Origin of the sequence: Staphylococcus caeli (assembly GCF_051413795.1) — a bacterium.
Lineage (GTDB): Bacteria > Bacillota > Bacilli > Staphylococcales > Staphylococcaceae > Staphylococcus > Staphylococcus caeli_A.
The window spans coordinates 30,810-46,144 of the sequence record NZ_JBOIRQ010000007.1 but is presented as its reverse complement, the minus strand read 5'-3'; the positions used below and the strand labels follow the sequence as shown (position 1 = coordinate 46,144).

Annotated in this window: 15 protein-coding genes; 12 read left to right on the top strand and 3 right to left on the bottom strand. The window is 33.4% G+C overall.

Annotated elements, in window-relative coordinates:
• Nucleotides 1-43: 43 nt before the first annotated feature.
• The 4 genes from ACSULM_RS05430 (at nucleotide 44) to ACSULM_RS05415 (ending at nucleotide 2,831) form a co-directional block, all read left to right on the top strand.
• Nucleotides 44-622 (top strand): DUF2179 domain-containing protein, encoded by a 579-nt coding sequence (locus ACSULM_RS05430; RefSeq protein WP_436861152.1) that lies wholly within the window; start codon nucleotides 44-46, stop codon nucleotides 620-622.
• Nucleotides 619-807, top strand: a complete 189-nt coding sequence (locus ACSULM_RS05425) for an NETI motif-containing protein (RefSeq protein WP_436861150.1) — start codon at nucleotides 619-621, stop codon at nucleotides 805-807. Before ACSULM_RS05430 ends, ACSULM_RS05425 begins: the two co-directional genes overlap by 4 nt.
• Before the next feature lie 336 nt (nucleotides 808-1,143).
• The gene (gene purB / locus ACSULM_RS05420; protein WP_436861147.1) at nucleotides 1,144-2,439 is read left to right on the top strand and encodes an adenylosuccinate lyase; all 1,296 of its coding nucleotides are present in this window, start codon (nucleotides 1,144-1,146) and stop codon (nucleotides 2,437-2,439) included.
• An 86-nt stretch (nucleotides 2,440-2,525) separates the two neighbouring features.
• A complete protein-coding gene (locus tag ACSULM_RS05415; protein ID WP_069996093.1) occupies nucleotides 2,526-2,831 on the top strand; it encodes a YerC/YecD family TrpR-related protein in 306 nt (101 codons plus the stop codon).
• A 217-nt stretch (nucleotides 2,832-3,048) separates the two neighbouring features.
• On the opposite strand, the gene ACSULM_RS05410 is transcribed toward ACSULM_RS05415, so the two are convergent.
• A complete protein-coding gene (locus ACSULM_RS05410) occupies nucleotides 3,049-3,594 on the bottom strand; it encodes an isochorismatase family protein (protein ID WP_436861259.1) in 546 nt (181 codons plus the stop codon).
• 10 nt (nucleotides 3,595-3,604) lie between these two features.
• On the bottom strand, nucleotides 3,605-4,012 hold the full coding sequence (locus tag ACSULM_RS05405) for a carboxymuconolactone decarboxylase family protein (RefSeq protein ID WP_436861146.1): 408 nt from the start codon (nucleotides 4,010-4,012) through the stop codon (nucleotides 3,605-3,607).
• A 109-nt stretch (nucleotides 4,013-4,121) separates the two neighbouring features.
• Between ACSULM_RS05405 and ACSULM_RS05400 the strand changes: the two genes are divergently transcribed.
• The 6 genes from ACSULM_RS05400 to ACSULM_RS05375 all read left to right on the top strand — a co-directional run bounded on the left by ACSULM_RS05400 (nucleotide 4,122) and on the right by ACSULM_RS05375 (nucleotide 11,534).
• Nucleotides 4,122-4,532, top strand: a complete 411-nt coding sequence (locus ACSULM_RS05400) for an Lrp/AsnC family transcriptional regulator (protein ID WP_436861145.1) — start codon at nucleotides 4,122-4,124, stop codon at nucleotides 4,530-4,532.
• 84 nt (nucleotides 4,533-4,616) lie between these two features.
• Nucleotides 4,617-5,291, top strand: coding sequence for a M15 family metallopeptidase (locus ACSULM_RS05395; protein WP_436861143.1), 675 nt, complete (start codon nucleotides 4,617-4,619; stop codon nucleotides 5,289-5,291).
• A 118-nt stretch (nucleotides 5,292-5,409) separates the two neighbouring features.
• A complete protein-coding gene (locus ACSULM_RS05390) occupies nucleotides 5,410-6,102 on the top strand; it encodes a heptaprenylglyceryl phosphate synthase (protein WP_436861142.1) in 693 nt (230 codons plus the stop codon).
• Nucleotides 6,099-8,306: a DNA helicase PcrA gene (gene pcrA / locus ACSULM_RS05385; RefSeq protein ID WP_436861140.1), complete on the top strand. Its 2,208-nt coding sequence runs from the start codon at nucleotides 6,099-6,101 to the stop codon at nucleotides 8,304-8,306. The genes ACSULM_RS05390 and pcrA overlap by 4 nt, the downstream gene beginning before the upstream one ends.
• Nucleotides 8,307-8,309: 3 nt before the next feature.
• On the top strand, nucleotides 8,310-10,313 hold the full coding sequence (ligA, locus tag ACSULM_RS05380; protein ID WP_436861138.1) for an NAD-dependent DNA ligase LigA: 2,004 nt from the start codon (nucleotides 8,310-8,312) through the stop codon (nucleotides 10,311-10,313).
• 12 nt (nucleotides 10,314-10,325) lie between these two features.
• Complete coding sequence (locus ACSULM_RS05375) at nucleotides 10,326-11,534, top strand: CamS family sex pheromone protein (RefSeq protein WP_436861136.1); 1,209 nt, start codon at nucleotides 10,326-10,328, stop codon at nucleotides 11,532-11,534.
• A gap of 131 nt (nucleotides 11,535-11,665) precedes the next feature.
• On the opposite strand, the gene putP is transcribed toward ACSULM_RS05375, so the two are convergent.
• Nucleotides 11,666-13,201, bottom strand: coding sequence for a sodium/proline symporter PutP (putP, locus tag ACSULM_RS05370; RefSeq protein ID WP_436861135.1), 1,536 nt, complete (start codon nucleotides 13,199-13,201; stop codon nucleotides 11,666-11,668).
• Nucleotides 13,202-13,568: 367 nt separating this feature from the next.
• On the opposite strand from putP, the gene gatC reads away from it, so the two are divergent.
• Both gatC and gatA read left to right on the top strand, forming a co-directional pair.
• Entirely contained in the window at nucleotides 13,569-13,871 is a 303-nt protein-coding gene (gene gatC, locus ACSULM_RS05365; RefSeq protein ID WP_436855698.1) for an Asp-tRNA(Asn)/Glu-tRNA(Gln) amidotransferase subunit GatC, read from the top strand.
• Between the two features lies 1 nt (nucleotide 13,872).
• Nucleotides 13,873-15,330, top strand: a complete 1,458-nt coding sequence (gene gatA / locus ACSULM_RS05360; RefSeq protein ID WP_436861133.1) for an Asp-tRNA(Asn)/Glu-tRNA(Gln) amidotransferase subunit GatA — start codon at nucleotides 13,873-13,875, stop codon at nucleotides 15,328-15,330.
• Nucleotides 15,331-15,335 lie beyond the last annotated feature (5 nt).

Here is a 15,335-nt window from a genome sequence, read left to right as displayed (position 1 = left end):
GATAAAATTACTTGAATTTAATGTAAGAGAAAGGATAATGGTCATGTCAGTGATAACTTCTAATCCATGGTTAATGGTGTTAGCTATATTTGTTATTAACGTTGCATATGTGACGTGCCTTACGATGCGCACAATTTTAACGTTAAAAGGTTACCGTTATGTCGCAGCAATTGTGAGTTTTTTAGAAGTGCTTGTCTACGTTGTTGGACTAGGCATGGTAATGTCTAGTTTAGATCAGATTCAAAATGTCTTTGCCTACGCGTTTGGATTTTCAATAGGAATTATAGTGGGTATGAAGATTGAAGAGAAATTAGCGCTTGGTTATACAGTAGTCAATGTAACATCATCAGAATATGAATTAGATTTACCAAGACAATTGAGAGATTTGGGATATGGCGTCACGCATAACACTGCATACGGAAGAGACGGTAAGAGACTGATTCTACAAATACTTACGCCGAGACGATTCGAGTTTAAACTTATCGATACAATTAAACAAATAGATGAAAAAGCATTTATCGTTGCATATGAACCACGTACAATTCATGGTGGTTTTTGGGCAAAAGGTGTCAGAAGTAAAAAACTTAAACAATATGACACGGATGAAGTTGAAAGTATATGAAGCAACAGCAAAAGTTTAAAGTCGCAGAGAATGAAAGCGTGCAAGATTGTTTACAACGTATGCGTGAAGCGGGTTATAGCCCTATAAAGAGATATGAGAAACCAGTCTTTAAAGAAAATGAAGACGGTAGTCTTGAGGTTTTGAAACAAGACATTGAGTTTGTTGGTAAATTAATAGAACAATAAATCAGTGGAGGCTAGGACATAAATAAAGTCTTAGCCTTTATCAATATACAGGCAATGGATGCCAGAAATCAATGGCATAACCTATGTAGACTTATAATTCTAGTTGGACTTTTCAGGGTGAGGAACGAAATCTTAAAAAATAGATTTCCATCTCACTCTTTTTTGATTTATACGAAAAAAATTTATCTTGAGCTTTAAAAGGTTTATACTTTTTAATGTAATTCTGTTAAACTATAGATGAAAAGTTAAACACGAACTTTTGTGTTTTAATTAGAGGAAATGTACATGTTTTGAGTGAAATGAACAAAAAATTATGTGTGATAGGAGCTTATTACAATGATAGAACGTTATTCTAGAGAAGAGATGTCTAATATATGGACGGATCAAAATCGTTATGAAGCATGGTTAGAGGTAGAAATTCTTGCTTGTGAAGCATGGAGTAAATTAGGTGACATTCCTGCAGAAGATGTAAAGAAAATACGCGAAAATGCTAAAGTAGATGTAGAACGTGCGCAAGAAATTGAGCAAGAAACGCGTCATGATGTTGTCGCATTTACGAGACAGGTTTCTGAAACTTTAGGAGAAGAACGTAAATGGGTACATTACGGACTAACATCAACTGATGTCGTGGATACAGCGTTAAGCTATGTTATTAAACAAGCAAATGACATTATCGAAAAAGATTTAGAGCGCTTTATAGAAGTATTAGCTAGAAAAGCTAAGGATTATAAATATACGTTGATGATGGGACGTACACATGGTGTACATGCTGAACCTACAACATTTGGTGTGAAAATGGCACTTTGGTATACAGAAATGAAACGTAATTTAGAACGCTTTAAGCGAGTTAGAGAAGAAATCGAAGTTGGTAAGATGAGTGGTGCTGTTGGTACATTTGCGAATATCCCACCTGAAATTGAAGCGTATGTATGTGAACATTTAGGTTTAGATGCAGCCCCAGTATCAACTCAAACATTACAACGTGACCGTCATGCTTATTATATTGCGACGCTTGCATTAATCAGTACATCATTGGAAAAATTTGCCGTTGAAATTCGTAACCTTCAAAAAACGGAAACGCGCGAAGTTGAAGAAGCATTCGCAAAAGGTCAAAAAGGTTCGTCAGCTATGCCTCATAAACGTAATCCAATTGGTTCTGAAAATATAACAGGTATTGCACGTGTAATTCGTGGTTATGTAACGACAGCATATGAGAATGTACCATTATGGCATGAGAGAGATATTTCTCATTCTTCAGCAGAGCGTATTATGTTACCAGACGTGACGATTGCCTTAGATTATGGCTTAAACCGTTTTACAAATATTGTAGATAGATTAACAGTATTTGAAGATAATATGTTAGCTAATATAGATAAAACGTTTGGTCTTATTTTCTCTCAACGTGTTCTTTTAACATTAATCGATAAAGGATTGGCACGTGAAGCTGCATATGATAAAGTACAACCAAAGGCCATGGAATCTTGGGAAACGAAGACACCGTTTAGAACGTTTATTGAACAAGATGATACAATCACTGATTTATTATCGGAAGAAGAATTGGATGCATGTTTTGATCCAAAACACCATTTAAACCAAGTAGATACGATTTTCCAAAGAGCTGGTTTAGAATAATTTAATTTTTCAAGTTAAATCATTATATTTTAATGTATTAGTACGTTAAACTAAGATTAAATTGAAAAATACAGGGGTTGTTTTAAATGCAAATAGAAAAACTAAGAGGAAAAGCATTAGACGAGCTATTTGATGCAATTCTAACACTAGAAAATAGAGAAGAGTGTTATGAATTTTTTGATGATTTGTGTACTGTTAATGAAATTCAATCGTTATCACAACGCTTACAGGTTGCTAAAATGATAAAACAGGGCTACACATACGCGACAATCGAACAAGAATCAGGTGCATCTACAGCAACAATTTCTCGTGTGAAAAGATCGTTGCAATGGGGAAATGATGCGTATACGATGATACTCGATCGTATGAACATCGAAACCATTGATAAATAATTTACAAGTTTAACCGAAAGAACGACTCGATTTAAACATCGAAGTCGTTTCAATAATGCTGACAAAGTGCCGAACTTTGTTGGCATTTTTTTATGCACTTATTATGAGTAAACTGGCATACTAATTAATTATTTACTCGAAATAGTCTTGCATGTACTAATGCAAATTACTTGGAACAATTTTTCCATAAGTCGTGATTTAAATATCGGAGACGAAGTTACATTTCATTTAAATAAGCTTTAGTTGAATATATATTTGCAAATTCATTGTTTAAAGATGCCAAATTATAATCATGAATATCTTGCGCTTTTAGTAATTTACCATGATGGTTCTTAAGATCAAATGATATAGTTGCATCTTCTATAAGATCAACCATATACCCTAAGTTTTGAGCCATTCGTGTTGTTGTTGAAACGCAGTGAGGTAAAGATATACCGACAATTGTAAAGTGCTTGATGCCATAAGATTGTAATATACTATGCAAATTTGTACCTATAAAAGCACTATTAACAAGCTTTTCAATAATCACTTCATTTTCTTTAGGCTTAAATATAAACGATTGTAATTTACTTTTATGGAAGAGGGAAGACGTGTTCATAGATACATGCTTGATATGGATAACATGCTTATTTTTATTTCTAAAAGCAGTCAATAATTTTTCAATATTATTTTCGGCGTTAAAGTTATTTCTATTTCCCCAATGCTTATCGTGAAAAGCATGTTGAATATCAATTAAAATAAGTCCCTCACTCAATTGAATCACCTTCCAATTTTTAATTTTGTAAATCAATCATTGCCCCAAAATTTTGCTGGCATATTGTAAATGAAATAAATGCTAGTAATTCACTAATTTCAGCACTTGTCAAAGTTGACTTTAATATTTGAATAGTATGAGTAGGTACTTGTGGTCCTAACTTCAAATATATTTCGACAAAACCAATACAAATTGAGTCTTTTTGATTAAACATTGCTTTAGTTGGCTTTCCTTTAGTTTTACAATATTGACAACCGCTTTTTTGTGCTAACATCTTTCGTATTTCCTCTTTTAGTGATTGTGATAAACAATTGTCATTTTCTAAGATTTCACTTAATTTTACCCATTGAGTCATAATTTCGTTATTATGTCCTAAAAGTTGTTGAAATGGTGTATTGCCATTTGGTGATAAAGATATGATGGCCATATTAAACCTCCCTTCTGCATACTAAGTTTAAGTTATTCATTTTATGAAATGAATGATATATTTAAGTTAAATTTACACATTTACCATTAAATATAAGGAGATTGATAATATGGACTTTACAGATGGAAAAATTTTAGAGCTTTTAAATGAAAATAGTAAAATGTCATTGAATAACATTAGTAATATAGTTAATTTATCTACACCTTCTGTGAGAGATAGAATTAATAAAATGATAGATATAGGTATTATAGGAAATTATACAATCGATATTAATTATTATGCGCTTGGTTATGAAATTGATGTTGTTATAGATATTATTATAAAAAACAACCTTTATTCGGATTTTAAAACATTTATTAAAAAACAAAAAAATGTTGAATTTTGTTATAGAATTTCAGGAGAAAGTTGCTTTATATTCAAAGCGCATTTTAAAAATATGCAGGTTGTTGAGCAATTTATTGATGAATTACAAACATATGGTCACACAAAAACACATTTTGTATTTTCAAAAATAGTTTAAGTACAATTTAAATAATTTTGTAACTTATTGAAAATTATGGTTGAATAAGTAAGAAGGTATTTTTTATTTCAAAGGGGGCTAAGTGTGTTCAAAAAAGTAATGGTTATTATAAGCGCATGTTTAATAATTTGTATAATTACTATTGTTTCACTGATATTGTTCAATAATGATTATAAGCCGACAAATAAAGACATCATTAAACCGCAGAATGCACTCCCTTTTCACAATAAAACACAAGGCGTCACATATGTGAATGGTCATGTTTTTGTAAATAGACACTTTGCGTTACCACCTAGCTATAAACCTGGCGAAGATAAAGTTGCTAAAAAACAATTAAAAAAATTAATAAAACAAAGCCATAAAAAGCACTTGGATTTGATGATTACAAGTGGGTATAGAAGTTATCAAGATCAAGAAAAAGTTGTGAAATCATTTGTGAAAAAAGACGGTAAGAAGAAAACAGAACAATTTGCTGCTAAGCCTGGGCATTCTGAACATCAAACAGGTCTTGCATTTGATGTTGGAACTCAAAAACCTATGGAAGATTTTCATGAGGATTTTGAACATACAAAAGAAGCGAAATGGTTAGCAAAACACGCATCCGATTATGGATTTATTATTCGTTATCCTAAAGGTCAAGAAAGTGAAACGGGCTATAATTATGAACCGTGGCATTTAAGATATGTTGGTGCACAATTAGCCAAAACAATTGATGGAAAAAATACAAATTTAGAACGTTATTACCATCTTATAAAATAAGGGTAATCATTACCAAAAACATCTCGTAAATTCGAGGTGTTTTTTTCTACAGGATTTTAGAACTCATTGCTTAAAAATGATATAATCAAATGTATGCTAAAAGAAGGAGAAACATATCATGCATGATATAAAAACATGGAAACATATTTTCAAATTAGATCCTGCTAAATCAATCAATGACGGTGATTTAAAGAAAACATGTATGTCTGGTACAGATGCAATTATGATCGGTGGTACAGATAATATCACTGAGAATAATATTTCACAATTAATGCATAGGGTGAATGACTATTCATTACCACTTGTTTTAGAAATTTCTAATGCTGAGAGTGTTGTTCCTGGTTTCGATTTGTATTTTGTACCTACAGTTTTAAATAGTAGCGATGTAAAATATCATAATGGAATGCTTTTAGAGGCATTAAAAACGTATGGACAGCTAATTGATTTTAGTGAAGTTGTGTTTGAAGGTTACGTTGTACTAAACCCAGATTGTAAAGTGGCAAAAGTAACGCGTGCAAATACGGATTTAACTGATGAGGATGTTGAAGCGTATGCCCAGATGGTTAATGATATGTATCGATTGCCTGTGATGTATATCGAGTATAGTGGCACGTATGGTGAACCAGATATGGTTAAAGCAGCAGCAGATATGTTAACAGAAACACAATTATTTTATGGTGGAGGCATTAGCACCTATGATGAAGCACACGCTATGTCGACTATTGCCGATACGATAATTGTTGGAAATATTATATATGAAGATATTGATAAAGCTTTAAAAACAGTTGAGATAAAGGAGACACACAAATGAATGCATTAGTTAATAAAATGAATGATGAACAGAGCCAAGCAGTACGTACGACAGAGGGTCCATTACTAATAATGGCGGGTGCTGGCTCAGGAAAAACACGTGTACTAACACATCGTATTGCATACTTACTTGATGAAAAAGACGTGTCTCCCTATAACGTGTTAGCGATTACTTTTACGAATAAAGCAGCCAAAGAAATGAAAGCACGTGTAGAAACGTTAGTAGGGGAACAAGCGCAAGTACTATGGATGTCTACATTCCACTCCATGTGTGTACGTATTCTAAGAAGAGATGCTGATCGTATTGGTATAGAACGCAACTTTACAATTATTGATCCAACAGACCAAACATCTGTAATTAAAGATGTTTTGAAAAATGAAAATATAGATAGTAAAAAATTTGAACCTAGAATGTTTATTGGTGCAATTAGTACTTTGAAAAATGAATTAAAAACACCAGAAGATGCACAAAAAGAAGCAAATGATTATCATGAACAAATGGTTGCAACGGTATATAAAGGATATCAAAGACAATTATCTAGAAATGAGGCACTTGATTTTGATGATTTAATCATGGTGACGATTCGTTTATTTGAAAGAGTGCCAGACGTACTTGAATATTATCAAAATAAATTCCAATACATTCACGTTGATGAGTATCAAGATACCAACAAAGCACAATATACATTGGTTAAATTACTTGCTGCTAAATTTAAAAACTTATGTGTAGTAGGTGATTCAGACCAATCTATATATGGCTGGCGTGGTGCTGATATTCAAAATATTTTATCATTTGAAGAAGATTATCCAGAAGCAAAAACAATTTTCCTAGAACAAAATTATCGTTCTACTAAAAACATATTAAATGCAGCTAATGAAGTTATTAAAAATAATTCTGAACGTAAACCTAAAGGGTTATGGACTGGTAATACAAGCGGCGATAAAATTCACTATTATGAAGCAACGACTGAACGAGATGAAGCGGAATATGTTGTTCGTGAAATTATGAAGCACCAAAGAAATGGTAAAAAATATCAAGATATGGCGATTTTATATCGTACAAACGCACAATCTCGTGTACTTGAAGAAACATTTATGAAGTCTAACCTGCCATACACAATGGTTGGTGGACAAAAATTCTATGACAGAAAAGAAATTAAAGATTTACTAAGTTATTTACGAATCATTGCCAATAGTAATGATGATATCAGTTTAAGACGTGTTATCAATATTCCAAAACGAGGTATTGGGCCATCATCAGTGGATAAAATACAAGCATATGCTGCTCAAAATGACTTAAGCATGTTTGATGCCTTGGCGGAAGTAGATTTCATAGGTTTATCTAAGAAAGTCACACAAGAATGCATCACTTTTTATGATGTAATGCAAAATTTAATTAAACAACAAGAATTTTTAGAAGTTACTGAAATAGTTGAAGAAGTGTTAAAACAAACAGGATATCGTGAAATGTTGGATCGTGAACAAACGCTTGAATCCAGAAGTCGCTTAGAAAATATTGATGAGTTTATGTCAGTACCTAAAGATTATGAAGAGAACACACCATTGGAAGAACAATCACTTATTAATTTCCTAACAGATTTATCTTTGGTTGCAGATATAGATGAAGCGCAAATAGAAGATGGTATCACGCTGATGACTATGCACTCGGCAAAAGGTTTAGAGTTTCCAATCGTATTTATAATGGGTATGGAAGAATCGTTATTCCCACATATTAGAGCCATTAAGAGCGATGAAGAACATGAAATGCAGGAAGAGAGACGTATTTGCTACGTAGCGATTACACGTGCAGAAGAAATACTTTATCTGACACATGCAACATCTAGAATGTTATTTGGTCGTCCACAATCCAATATGCCTTCAAGATTTTTAAGAGAAATTCCTGAAGATTTATTAGAAAATGAATCTAAAAGTAAAGCGAAATCTCAAACACAAGGTCAACGTTTCCAATCTGCTACGAAACAACCAACGAAACGCCCACATAGTCAACGTGCAACGTCGTCTAAACAACAAGTGGCAACGGATTGGAATATTGGGGATAAAGTAATCCATAAATCTTGGGGGGAAGGTATGGTGAGTAATGTGAAAGAAAAAAATGGCTCTGTGGAACTAGATATTATTTTCAAATCAGAAGGGCCAAAACGTTTACTCGCACAATTTGCACCAATTAAGAAAAAGGGGGAATAGTTTGTGGCAGATTTACAAGTACGTGTAAATGAATTACATGAATTGTTGAATCGTTATGGATATGAATACTATGTACTAGATAATCCATCGGTTCCGGATAGTGAATATGATAAATTGCTTAATGAGCTCATCGAAATTGAAGCAAAACATCCAGAATATCGAACTGCAGATTCTCCCACAGTTAGAGTAGGTGGGACTGCACAATCTACATTTGAAAAAATTAATCATGATACACCGATGCTTAGTTTAGGGAATGCATTTAATGAAGAAGACTTGCGGAAGTTTGATCAACGTATACGTGATAATATCGGTGATGTTGAGTATATGTGTGAATTAAAAATTGATGGCTTAGCTGTATCATTGAAGTATGAAAATGGGCGTTTTGTTCAAGGGCTAACTCGTGGAGATGGAACGACGGGAGAAGATATTACTGAAAATCTTAAAACGATACATGCCATTCCATTGAAAATTAATGAGTCAAGAACGTTTGAAGTTCGCGGTGAAGCTTATATGCCAAGGCAATCATTCTTAAATTTAAATAAAGCAAAAGCCGAAAAAGAAGAACAACCATTTGCAAATCCGAGGAATGCAGCAGCTGGTTCACTACGTCAACTTGACTCGAAACTTGCTGCTAAGCGAAAGTTAAGTGTATTTCTATATAGCGTGAATGATTTTACTCAGTTTAATGCAGATACGCAAAGTGAAGCATTAGACGAATTAGATGAATTAGGTTTTAAAACTAACCAAGAGCGACAAAGAGTGGCGACGATAGATGAAGTGTTGGCATATATAGATAAGTGGACTGAAAAGCGTGAAGACTTACCGTATGATATAGATGGTATTGTTATAAAAGTGAATGCTTTAGAACAACAAGAAGCGCTAGGATTCACGCAGAAATCGCCACGTTGGGCAATTGCATACAAATTTCCAGCTGAAGAGGTTATTACAGAATTATTAGATATTGAACTTAGCATTGGCAGAACCGGAGTTGTAACACCGACTGCAATTTTGGAACCAGTTAAAGTAGCAGGTACAACAGTCTCAAGAGCGTCATTACATAATGAAGATTTAATACATGACAAAGACATTCGAATTGGTGATAGCGTCGTGATTAAAAAAGCAGGCGATATTATTCCTGAAGTCATAAAAAGTATCGTAGATAGACGTCCAGAGGATGCGATTGTGTACCATATGCCAACGCATTGTCCAAGTTGTGAACATGAACTTGTTAGGATAGAAGGCGAAGTTGCGTTACGTTGTATAAATCCAAAATGTCAGGCACAGTTAGTCGAAGGTCTCATTCATTTTGTATCTAGAGAGGCAATGAATATAGACGGATTAGGAACTAAGATCATTCAACAACTTTATGAATATGAAAAAATAAAAGATGTTGCGGATATATTCTATTTAACGAAAGAAGATTTACTTCCATTAGAACGCATGGGCGAGAAGAAAGTTGATAATTTATTAAATGCTATAGATAAAGCAAAGTCAAATTCACTTGAGCAGTTGCTATTTGGATTAGGCATTAGACATTTAGGCGTTAAAGCTAGTAGAGTTCTTGCTGAAAAATACGAAACAATGGAAGCTTTATTTGCAGTAACTGAAGATGAACTGATTGCAATACATGATATTGGTCATAAATTGGCACAATCTGTAGTCACTTACTTAGAAAATCAGGACATCCGCGCACTGATTGAAAAATTACAAGCGAAACATGTTAATATGACTTATAAAGGGGTTAAGACAAGTAACTTAGAAGGTCACCCTGATTTTAAAGATAAGACGATTGTACTTACTGGTAAGTTATATCAAATGACTCGAAATGAAGCATCGGATTGGTTAACACTACAAGGGGCTAAGGTTACAAGTAGTGTTACTAAACGTACAGACTTAGTGATCGCAGGTGAAGATGCGGGTTCTAAGTTAGCGAAAGCAGAGACGTTTGGTACGGAGGTTTGGACTGAAGAAGATTTTGTGCAAAAACAAAAAGAAATAGAAGGGTAAAGGAGATAATACATGAAACGAACGATTATACTTTTCATTTCAGCAATTTTTGTGTTATCGGCATGTGGTCATAATGATGAAAAATCTAAATCAACATCAAACGACAAGGCACAACAAAATGAATCTGGTTCTGTAAAAGAAATTGCTACTGACAAAAATGTTCAAGGTGATAATTATAGAACGATTTTACCATTTAAAGAAAGTCAAGCTCGTGGTTTGCTACAAGATAACATGGCAAATAGTTATAATGGAGAGGATTTTGAAAATGATCTTTTAGACTTAAGTAAAAATGTATTTCCAACAGACGAATATCTATATCAGGATGGACAATATTTAGATAAAGATATGATTAATGCATTTTTAAGTCCGAAATATACTAAATCTGAAATTGACGATATGGATGAAAGTGAACGCAAAGAGAAAAAAGCTAATGAAAATTTAGGATTGAACCCGTCACACAAAGGTGAGACAGATCCAGAAAAAATTGCTGAAAATTCACCTGCATATTTGTCGAATATTTTAGAACAAGATTTCTATGGTAGCGGTGATACCAAAGGTAAAAAAATCAAAGGTATGACAATTGGTTTGGCGATGAATAGTACGTATTATTATCAAAAAGAGAAAAACGGTGAAACTTATAGTAAAGATTTAGATGATAAAGAAATAAAAAAACAAGGTAAACAAATGGCGAGCGAATTATTATCTAGATTTCGTGAGAATAAAGGCTTAAAGGATATACCAATCCACTTTGCTATTTATAAACAATCTGGAGAAAATTCCATCATACCGGGAGAGTTTATAGCCGGTACAACAGTTGAAGATGGTAAAACGCGTATAAATGATTGGAAAGACATTAAGCAAAAAACAGCCTTGTTACCGTCTGAAGAAGCGGGAGACTTAGATGAAAATCTAAATTCAGATTTCAAACAATTCAATGATAATTTACAGTCATACTTCAATAATTTCACACAAGCAGTAGGTACAGTCAAATTCGATAATAAAAAAGCGAAACAATTATCCGTAGATGTACCAATAGATTATTATGGTAAGGCAGAAACAATTGGAATCACTCAATATGTTACGGAACAAGCCGAGAAATATTTCGATGGTATTGATGCCTATGAAATTCATATTAAAGATGGCAATAATCCGAAAGCATTAATAAGTAAGACCAAAGATGATAAAGAGCCGAAAGTTCATATTTATAAAAACAATAATTAAAAATATGTATAACTTATTATAATAGGTGTAAGCATTATAAATTCAAAGCAATCATCAAAATAAATAACGCTGTATAGTGTTCACAAGTTTGTGGACAGGCTATACAGCGTTTTTTAGCGTATATTTACTAATTATTCTTTGATAATTTGTTTCACTTTTTCTAAATCATGTTCGACAAAATCACCAGGTTTTTTCGTTAATTTACTAACGACATACGTGACAATTACACTTGCAATAAAGCCAGGAATGATTTCATACATGCCAAATATTTCATTTATTGATGCAAGTGGTTTAATCCAAGCAATCCAAATAATCACGACAAAAGCCCCGGTAATCATACCAGATAAGGCACCTGCACGAGACAGTCCTTTCCAATAAAGCGAGAATATCACTAATGGACTGAATGCTGCACCGAATCCTGCCCAAGCATTACCTACAAGATTTAATATTGTATCATTAGGTGACCAAGCAATCCATATAGCCACAATTGCAACTAATAATACAGATAAGCGTCCAACCATTACAAATTCTTTTTCGTGTTCGCGTGCTTTGTCTTCGCCACGAATCAATTTATAAAAATCTTCCGTTAAAGAACTTGAAGTTACAAGTAATTGCGAAGAAATGGTGCTCATAATTGCTGCCAAAATTGCTGCTAATAAGAATCCGCCAACTAGTGGATGGAATAAAATTTGACTCATAACGATAAACAGTGTTTCAGGGTCTTCTAACTTGATTTGACGTTCAGAAACGAATGCAATACCTGTGAGACCGACAGCTACAGCTCCGAGTAAACCAATAACCATCCAACTGATTCCTAATCTTCTTGCTTTAGGTAATAGCTTGTGTGTTTTTATCGACATAAATCTTACAATAATGTGAGGTTGTCCAAAATAACCAAGTCCCCATGCAAATAATGAAATAATACCTAAAACAGTTGTCCCCTTAAATAAATTCATGTTTGTAGGTTTCATCTCAGCGACTTGTCTAAACGTATCTAGGCCACTTAGCTCAATAAGAGCCACGATAGGTACCATAACCATTGCGATAAGCATGATGACCCCTTGGAAGAAATCGGTAATAGAAACAGCTAAATATCCTCCGAAGAATGTATAGAATATAACAATAGCTGCAACAATGATAAGTCCCCAATGGTAATTTAGCCCAAATGCACTTTCGAATAATTTACCACCTGAAACAAATCCTGAATGCGTATAAAGTGTAAAAAAGACTACAATAATTAATCCAGAAATAATTTTTATGTAATTATTGCGATCGTCTAAACGATTCTTGAAAAAGTCAGGTAACGTTATTGCATCACCAGCAATTTCTGTATACACACGAAGTCGTGGTGCTACAACGAAATAGTTTACATATGCACCAAGTGATAGACCTATCGTAATCCACATCGCAGATAAACCAGTACTATATACCGAACCTGGTAACCCCATAATCATCCAACCACTCATGTCGGATGCACCTGCTGAAAGTGCCGTAACATATGGTCCAATGCTTCTACCACCAAGCATAAATTCACTTAAATTACCTGTAGATTGTTTGTAACCATAATAACCGATAATCAGTAAAATTATGAAATACACAACAATCATAATATAAGTTTGCCAACTTGCTTGAACCTGATTGGCTAATGACGTGCCTAAAGTCAGCATGTTCATCATCTCCCTTTGTTTTGAAAAATTAAAAGATACTACATGAATGATTATACAATGTAATTTATAAATAGAATAGCATTATTTTTAAAAAACTAACTAAAATGTTTTTAACAACAGATTGTTAAGCGCTTACAATGATTAAGTGAATTGTTACACAAAATATAAAAATAAATGATTTATTATGCAGTAAAAGTGATTTGTCAAAGAGGTTAATTGCTAGCGATATATTTACAACAATCGATTTAATAAGTATTTTCATCTAAAATATCAGTCTAATTTGTTGATATTATTGAAAAACTTAGATTTTTCGGTAGAATTTTGGTACAATTTTGTAATGAATGAGTAAAAAGGAGGCTTTTATTTAATGGCTAAAGTTACACGAGAAGAAGTTGAACATATAGCAAATTTAGCTAGACTTCAAATTACTGAAGATGAAACGACTGAAATGCAAAATACATTGGAAAGTATTTTAAATTTTGCCAATCAAATAGATACAGCAGAAACAAGTGAAATTGAACCAACTTATCATGTTTTAGATTTACAAAATGTATTACGCGAAGATAAAGCAATCGAGGGTATTCCTCAAGAACTTGCATTAAAAAATGCTAAAGAAACTGAAGATGGACAGTTTAAAGTACCAGCTATCATGAATGAGGAGGACGCTTAAGATGACGATCCGTTATGAGTCTGTAGAAAACTTGATTAATTTAATCAAACAAAAAGAAATTAAGCCATCACAAGTAGTTAGTGATATATATGATGCAATTGAAGAAACGGATCCAACAATCAAATCGTTTCTTGCATTAGATAAAGACAATGCGCTTAAAAAAGCACAAGAATTAGATGCATTACAAGAGAAAGACCAAATGGATGGAAAATTATTTGGTATTCCAATGGGAATCAAAGATAACATTATTACAGAAGGCGTTGAAACAACGTGTGCAAGTAAGATGTTAGAAGGTTTTGTACCAATTTATGAATCAACTGTAATGAATAAATTACATAATGAACAAGCGGTACTCATTGGTAAATTAAACATGGATGAATTTGCAATGGGTGGTTCTACGGAAACATCTTATTTCAAAAAAACAGTTAACCCATTTGACCATAAAGCTGTTCCTGGTGGCTCATCAGGTGGTTCAGCAGCTGCAGTTGCGGCTGGTTTAGTGCCATTTAGTTTAGGTTCAGATACAGGTGGCTCAATTCGTCAGCCAGCAGCATATTGCGGTATTGTAGGTATGAAACCAACATATGGTCGTGTATCACGTTTTGGTTTAGTTGCCTTTGCATCTTCATTAGATCAAATCGGTCCAATGACACGTAGCGTTAAAGATAATGCTTTAGTATTAGAAGCAATTACAGGTCTTGATGAAAATGATTCAACAAGTGCACCTGTTGAAGATGCGGATTACACTTCAGATATTGGAAAAGATATCAAAGGATTGAAAATTGCGTTGCCTTCTGAATACTTAGGCGAAGGTGTATCTGACGAAGTGAAAGCATCTGTAAAAGAAGCAGTAGAAACACTTAGAGGCTTAGGTGCAACTGTAGAAGAAGTATCATTACCAAATACGAAATATGGTATTCCTTCTTATTATGTTATTGCATCTTCAGAGGCTTCATCAAACTTATCTCGTTTCGACGGCATTAGATATGGTTATCATTCTCCAGAAGCGAATTCATTGGAAGAATTATACAAAATGTCTAGAAGTGAAGGTTTTGGCGAAGAAGTAAAACGTCGTATTTTCTTAGGTACATTTGCATTAAGTTCAGGTTATTATGACGCATTTTATAAAAAATCTCAAAAAGTTAAAACATTAATTAAAAATGACTTTGATCGTATTTTTGAAAACTACGATGTTGTCGTTGGTCCAACTACACCTACAACTGCATTTAACATAGGTGAAGAAATTGATGATCCACTTACTATGTATGCGAATGACTTATTAACAACGCCAGTTAACTTAGCAGGATTACCAGGTATTTCAGTACCATGTGGTCTAGCTAATGGCCGTCCAATTGGTCTACAATTTATCGGAAAACCATTTGATGAAAAAATGTTATATCGTGTCGCATACCAATATGAAACAAAATTTAATTTTCATAATGAATATAAAAACTTATAAGGAGT

Coding starts and splice junctions, on each gene's coding strand:
- ACSULM_RS05425 (WP_436861150.1), top strand. CDS start 619: ATGAAGCAACAGCAAAAGTTTAAAGTCGCAGAGAATGAAAGCGTGCAA.
- purB (WP_436861147.1), top strand. CDS start 1,144: ATGATAGAACGTTATTCTAGAGAAGAGATGTCTAATATATGGACGGAT.
- ACSULM_RS05415 (WP_069996093.1), top strand. CDS start 2,526: ATGCAAATAGAAAAACTAAGAGGAAAAGCATTAGACGAGCTATTTGAT.
- ACSULM_RS05400 (WP_436861145.1), top strand. CDS start 4,122: ATGGACTTTACAGATGGAAAAATTTTAGAGCTTTTAAATGAAAATAGT.
- ACSULM_RS05375 (WP_436861136.1), top strand. CDS start 10,326: ATGAAACGAACGATTATACTTTTCATTTCAGCAATTTTTGTGTTATCG.
- gatC (WP_436855698.1), top strand. CDS start 13,569: ATGGCTAAAGTTACACGAGAAGAAGTTGAACATATAGCAAATTTAGCT.
- gatA (WP_436861133.1), top strand. CDS start 13,873: ATGACGATCCGTTATGAGTCTGTAGAAAACTTGATTAATTTAATCAAA.
- ACSULM_RS05430 (WP_436861152.1), top strand. CDS start 44: ATGTCAGTGATAACTTCTAATCCATGGTTAATGGTGTTAGCTATATTT.
- ACSULM_RS05405 (WP_436861146.1), bottom strand. CDS start 4,012: ATGGCCATCATATCTTTATCACCAAATGGCAATACACCATTTCAACAA.
- putP (WP_436861135.1), bottom strand. CDS start 13,201: ATGCTGACTTTAGGCACGTCATTAGCCAATCAGGTTCAAGCAAGTTGG.
- pcrA (WP_436861140.1), top strand. CDS start 6,099: ATGAATGCATTAGTTAATAAAATGAATGATGAACAGAGCCAAGCAGTA.
- ACSULM_RS05390 (WP_436861142.1), top strand. CDS start 5,410: ATGCATGATATAAAAACATGGAAACATATTTTCAAATTAGATCCTGCT.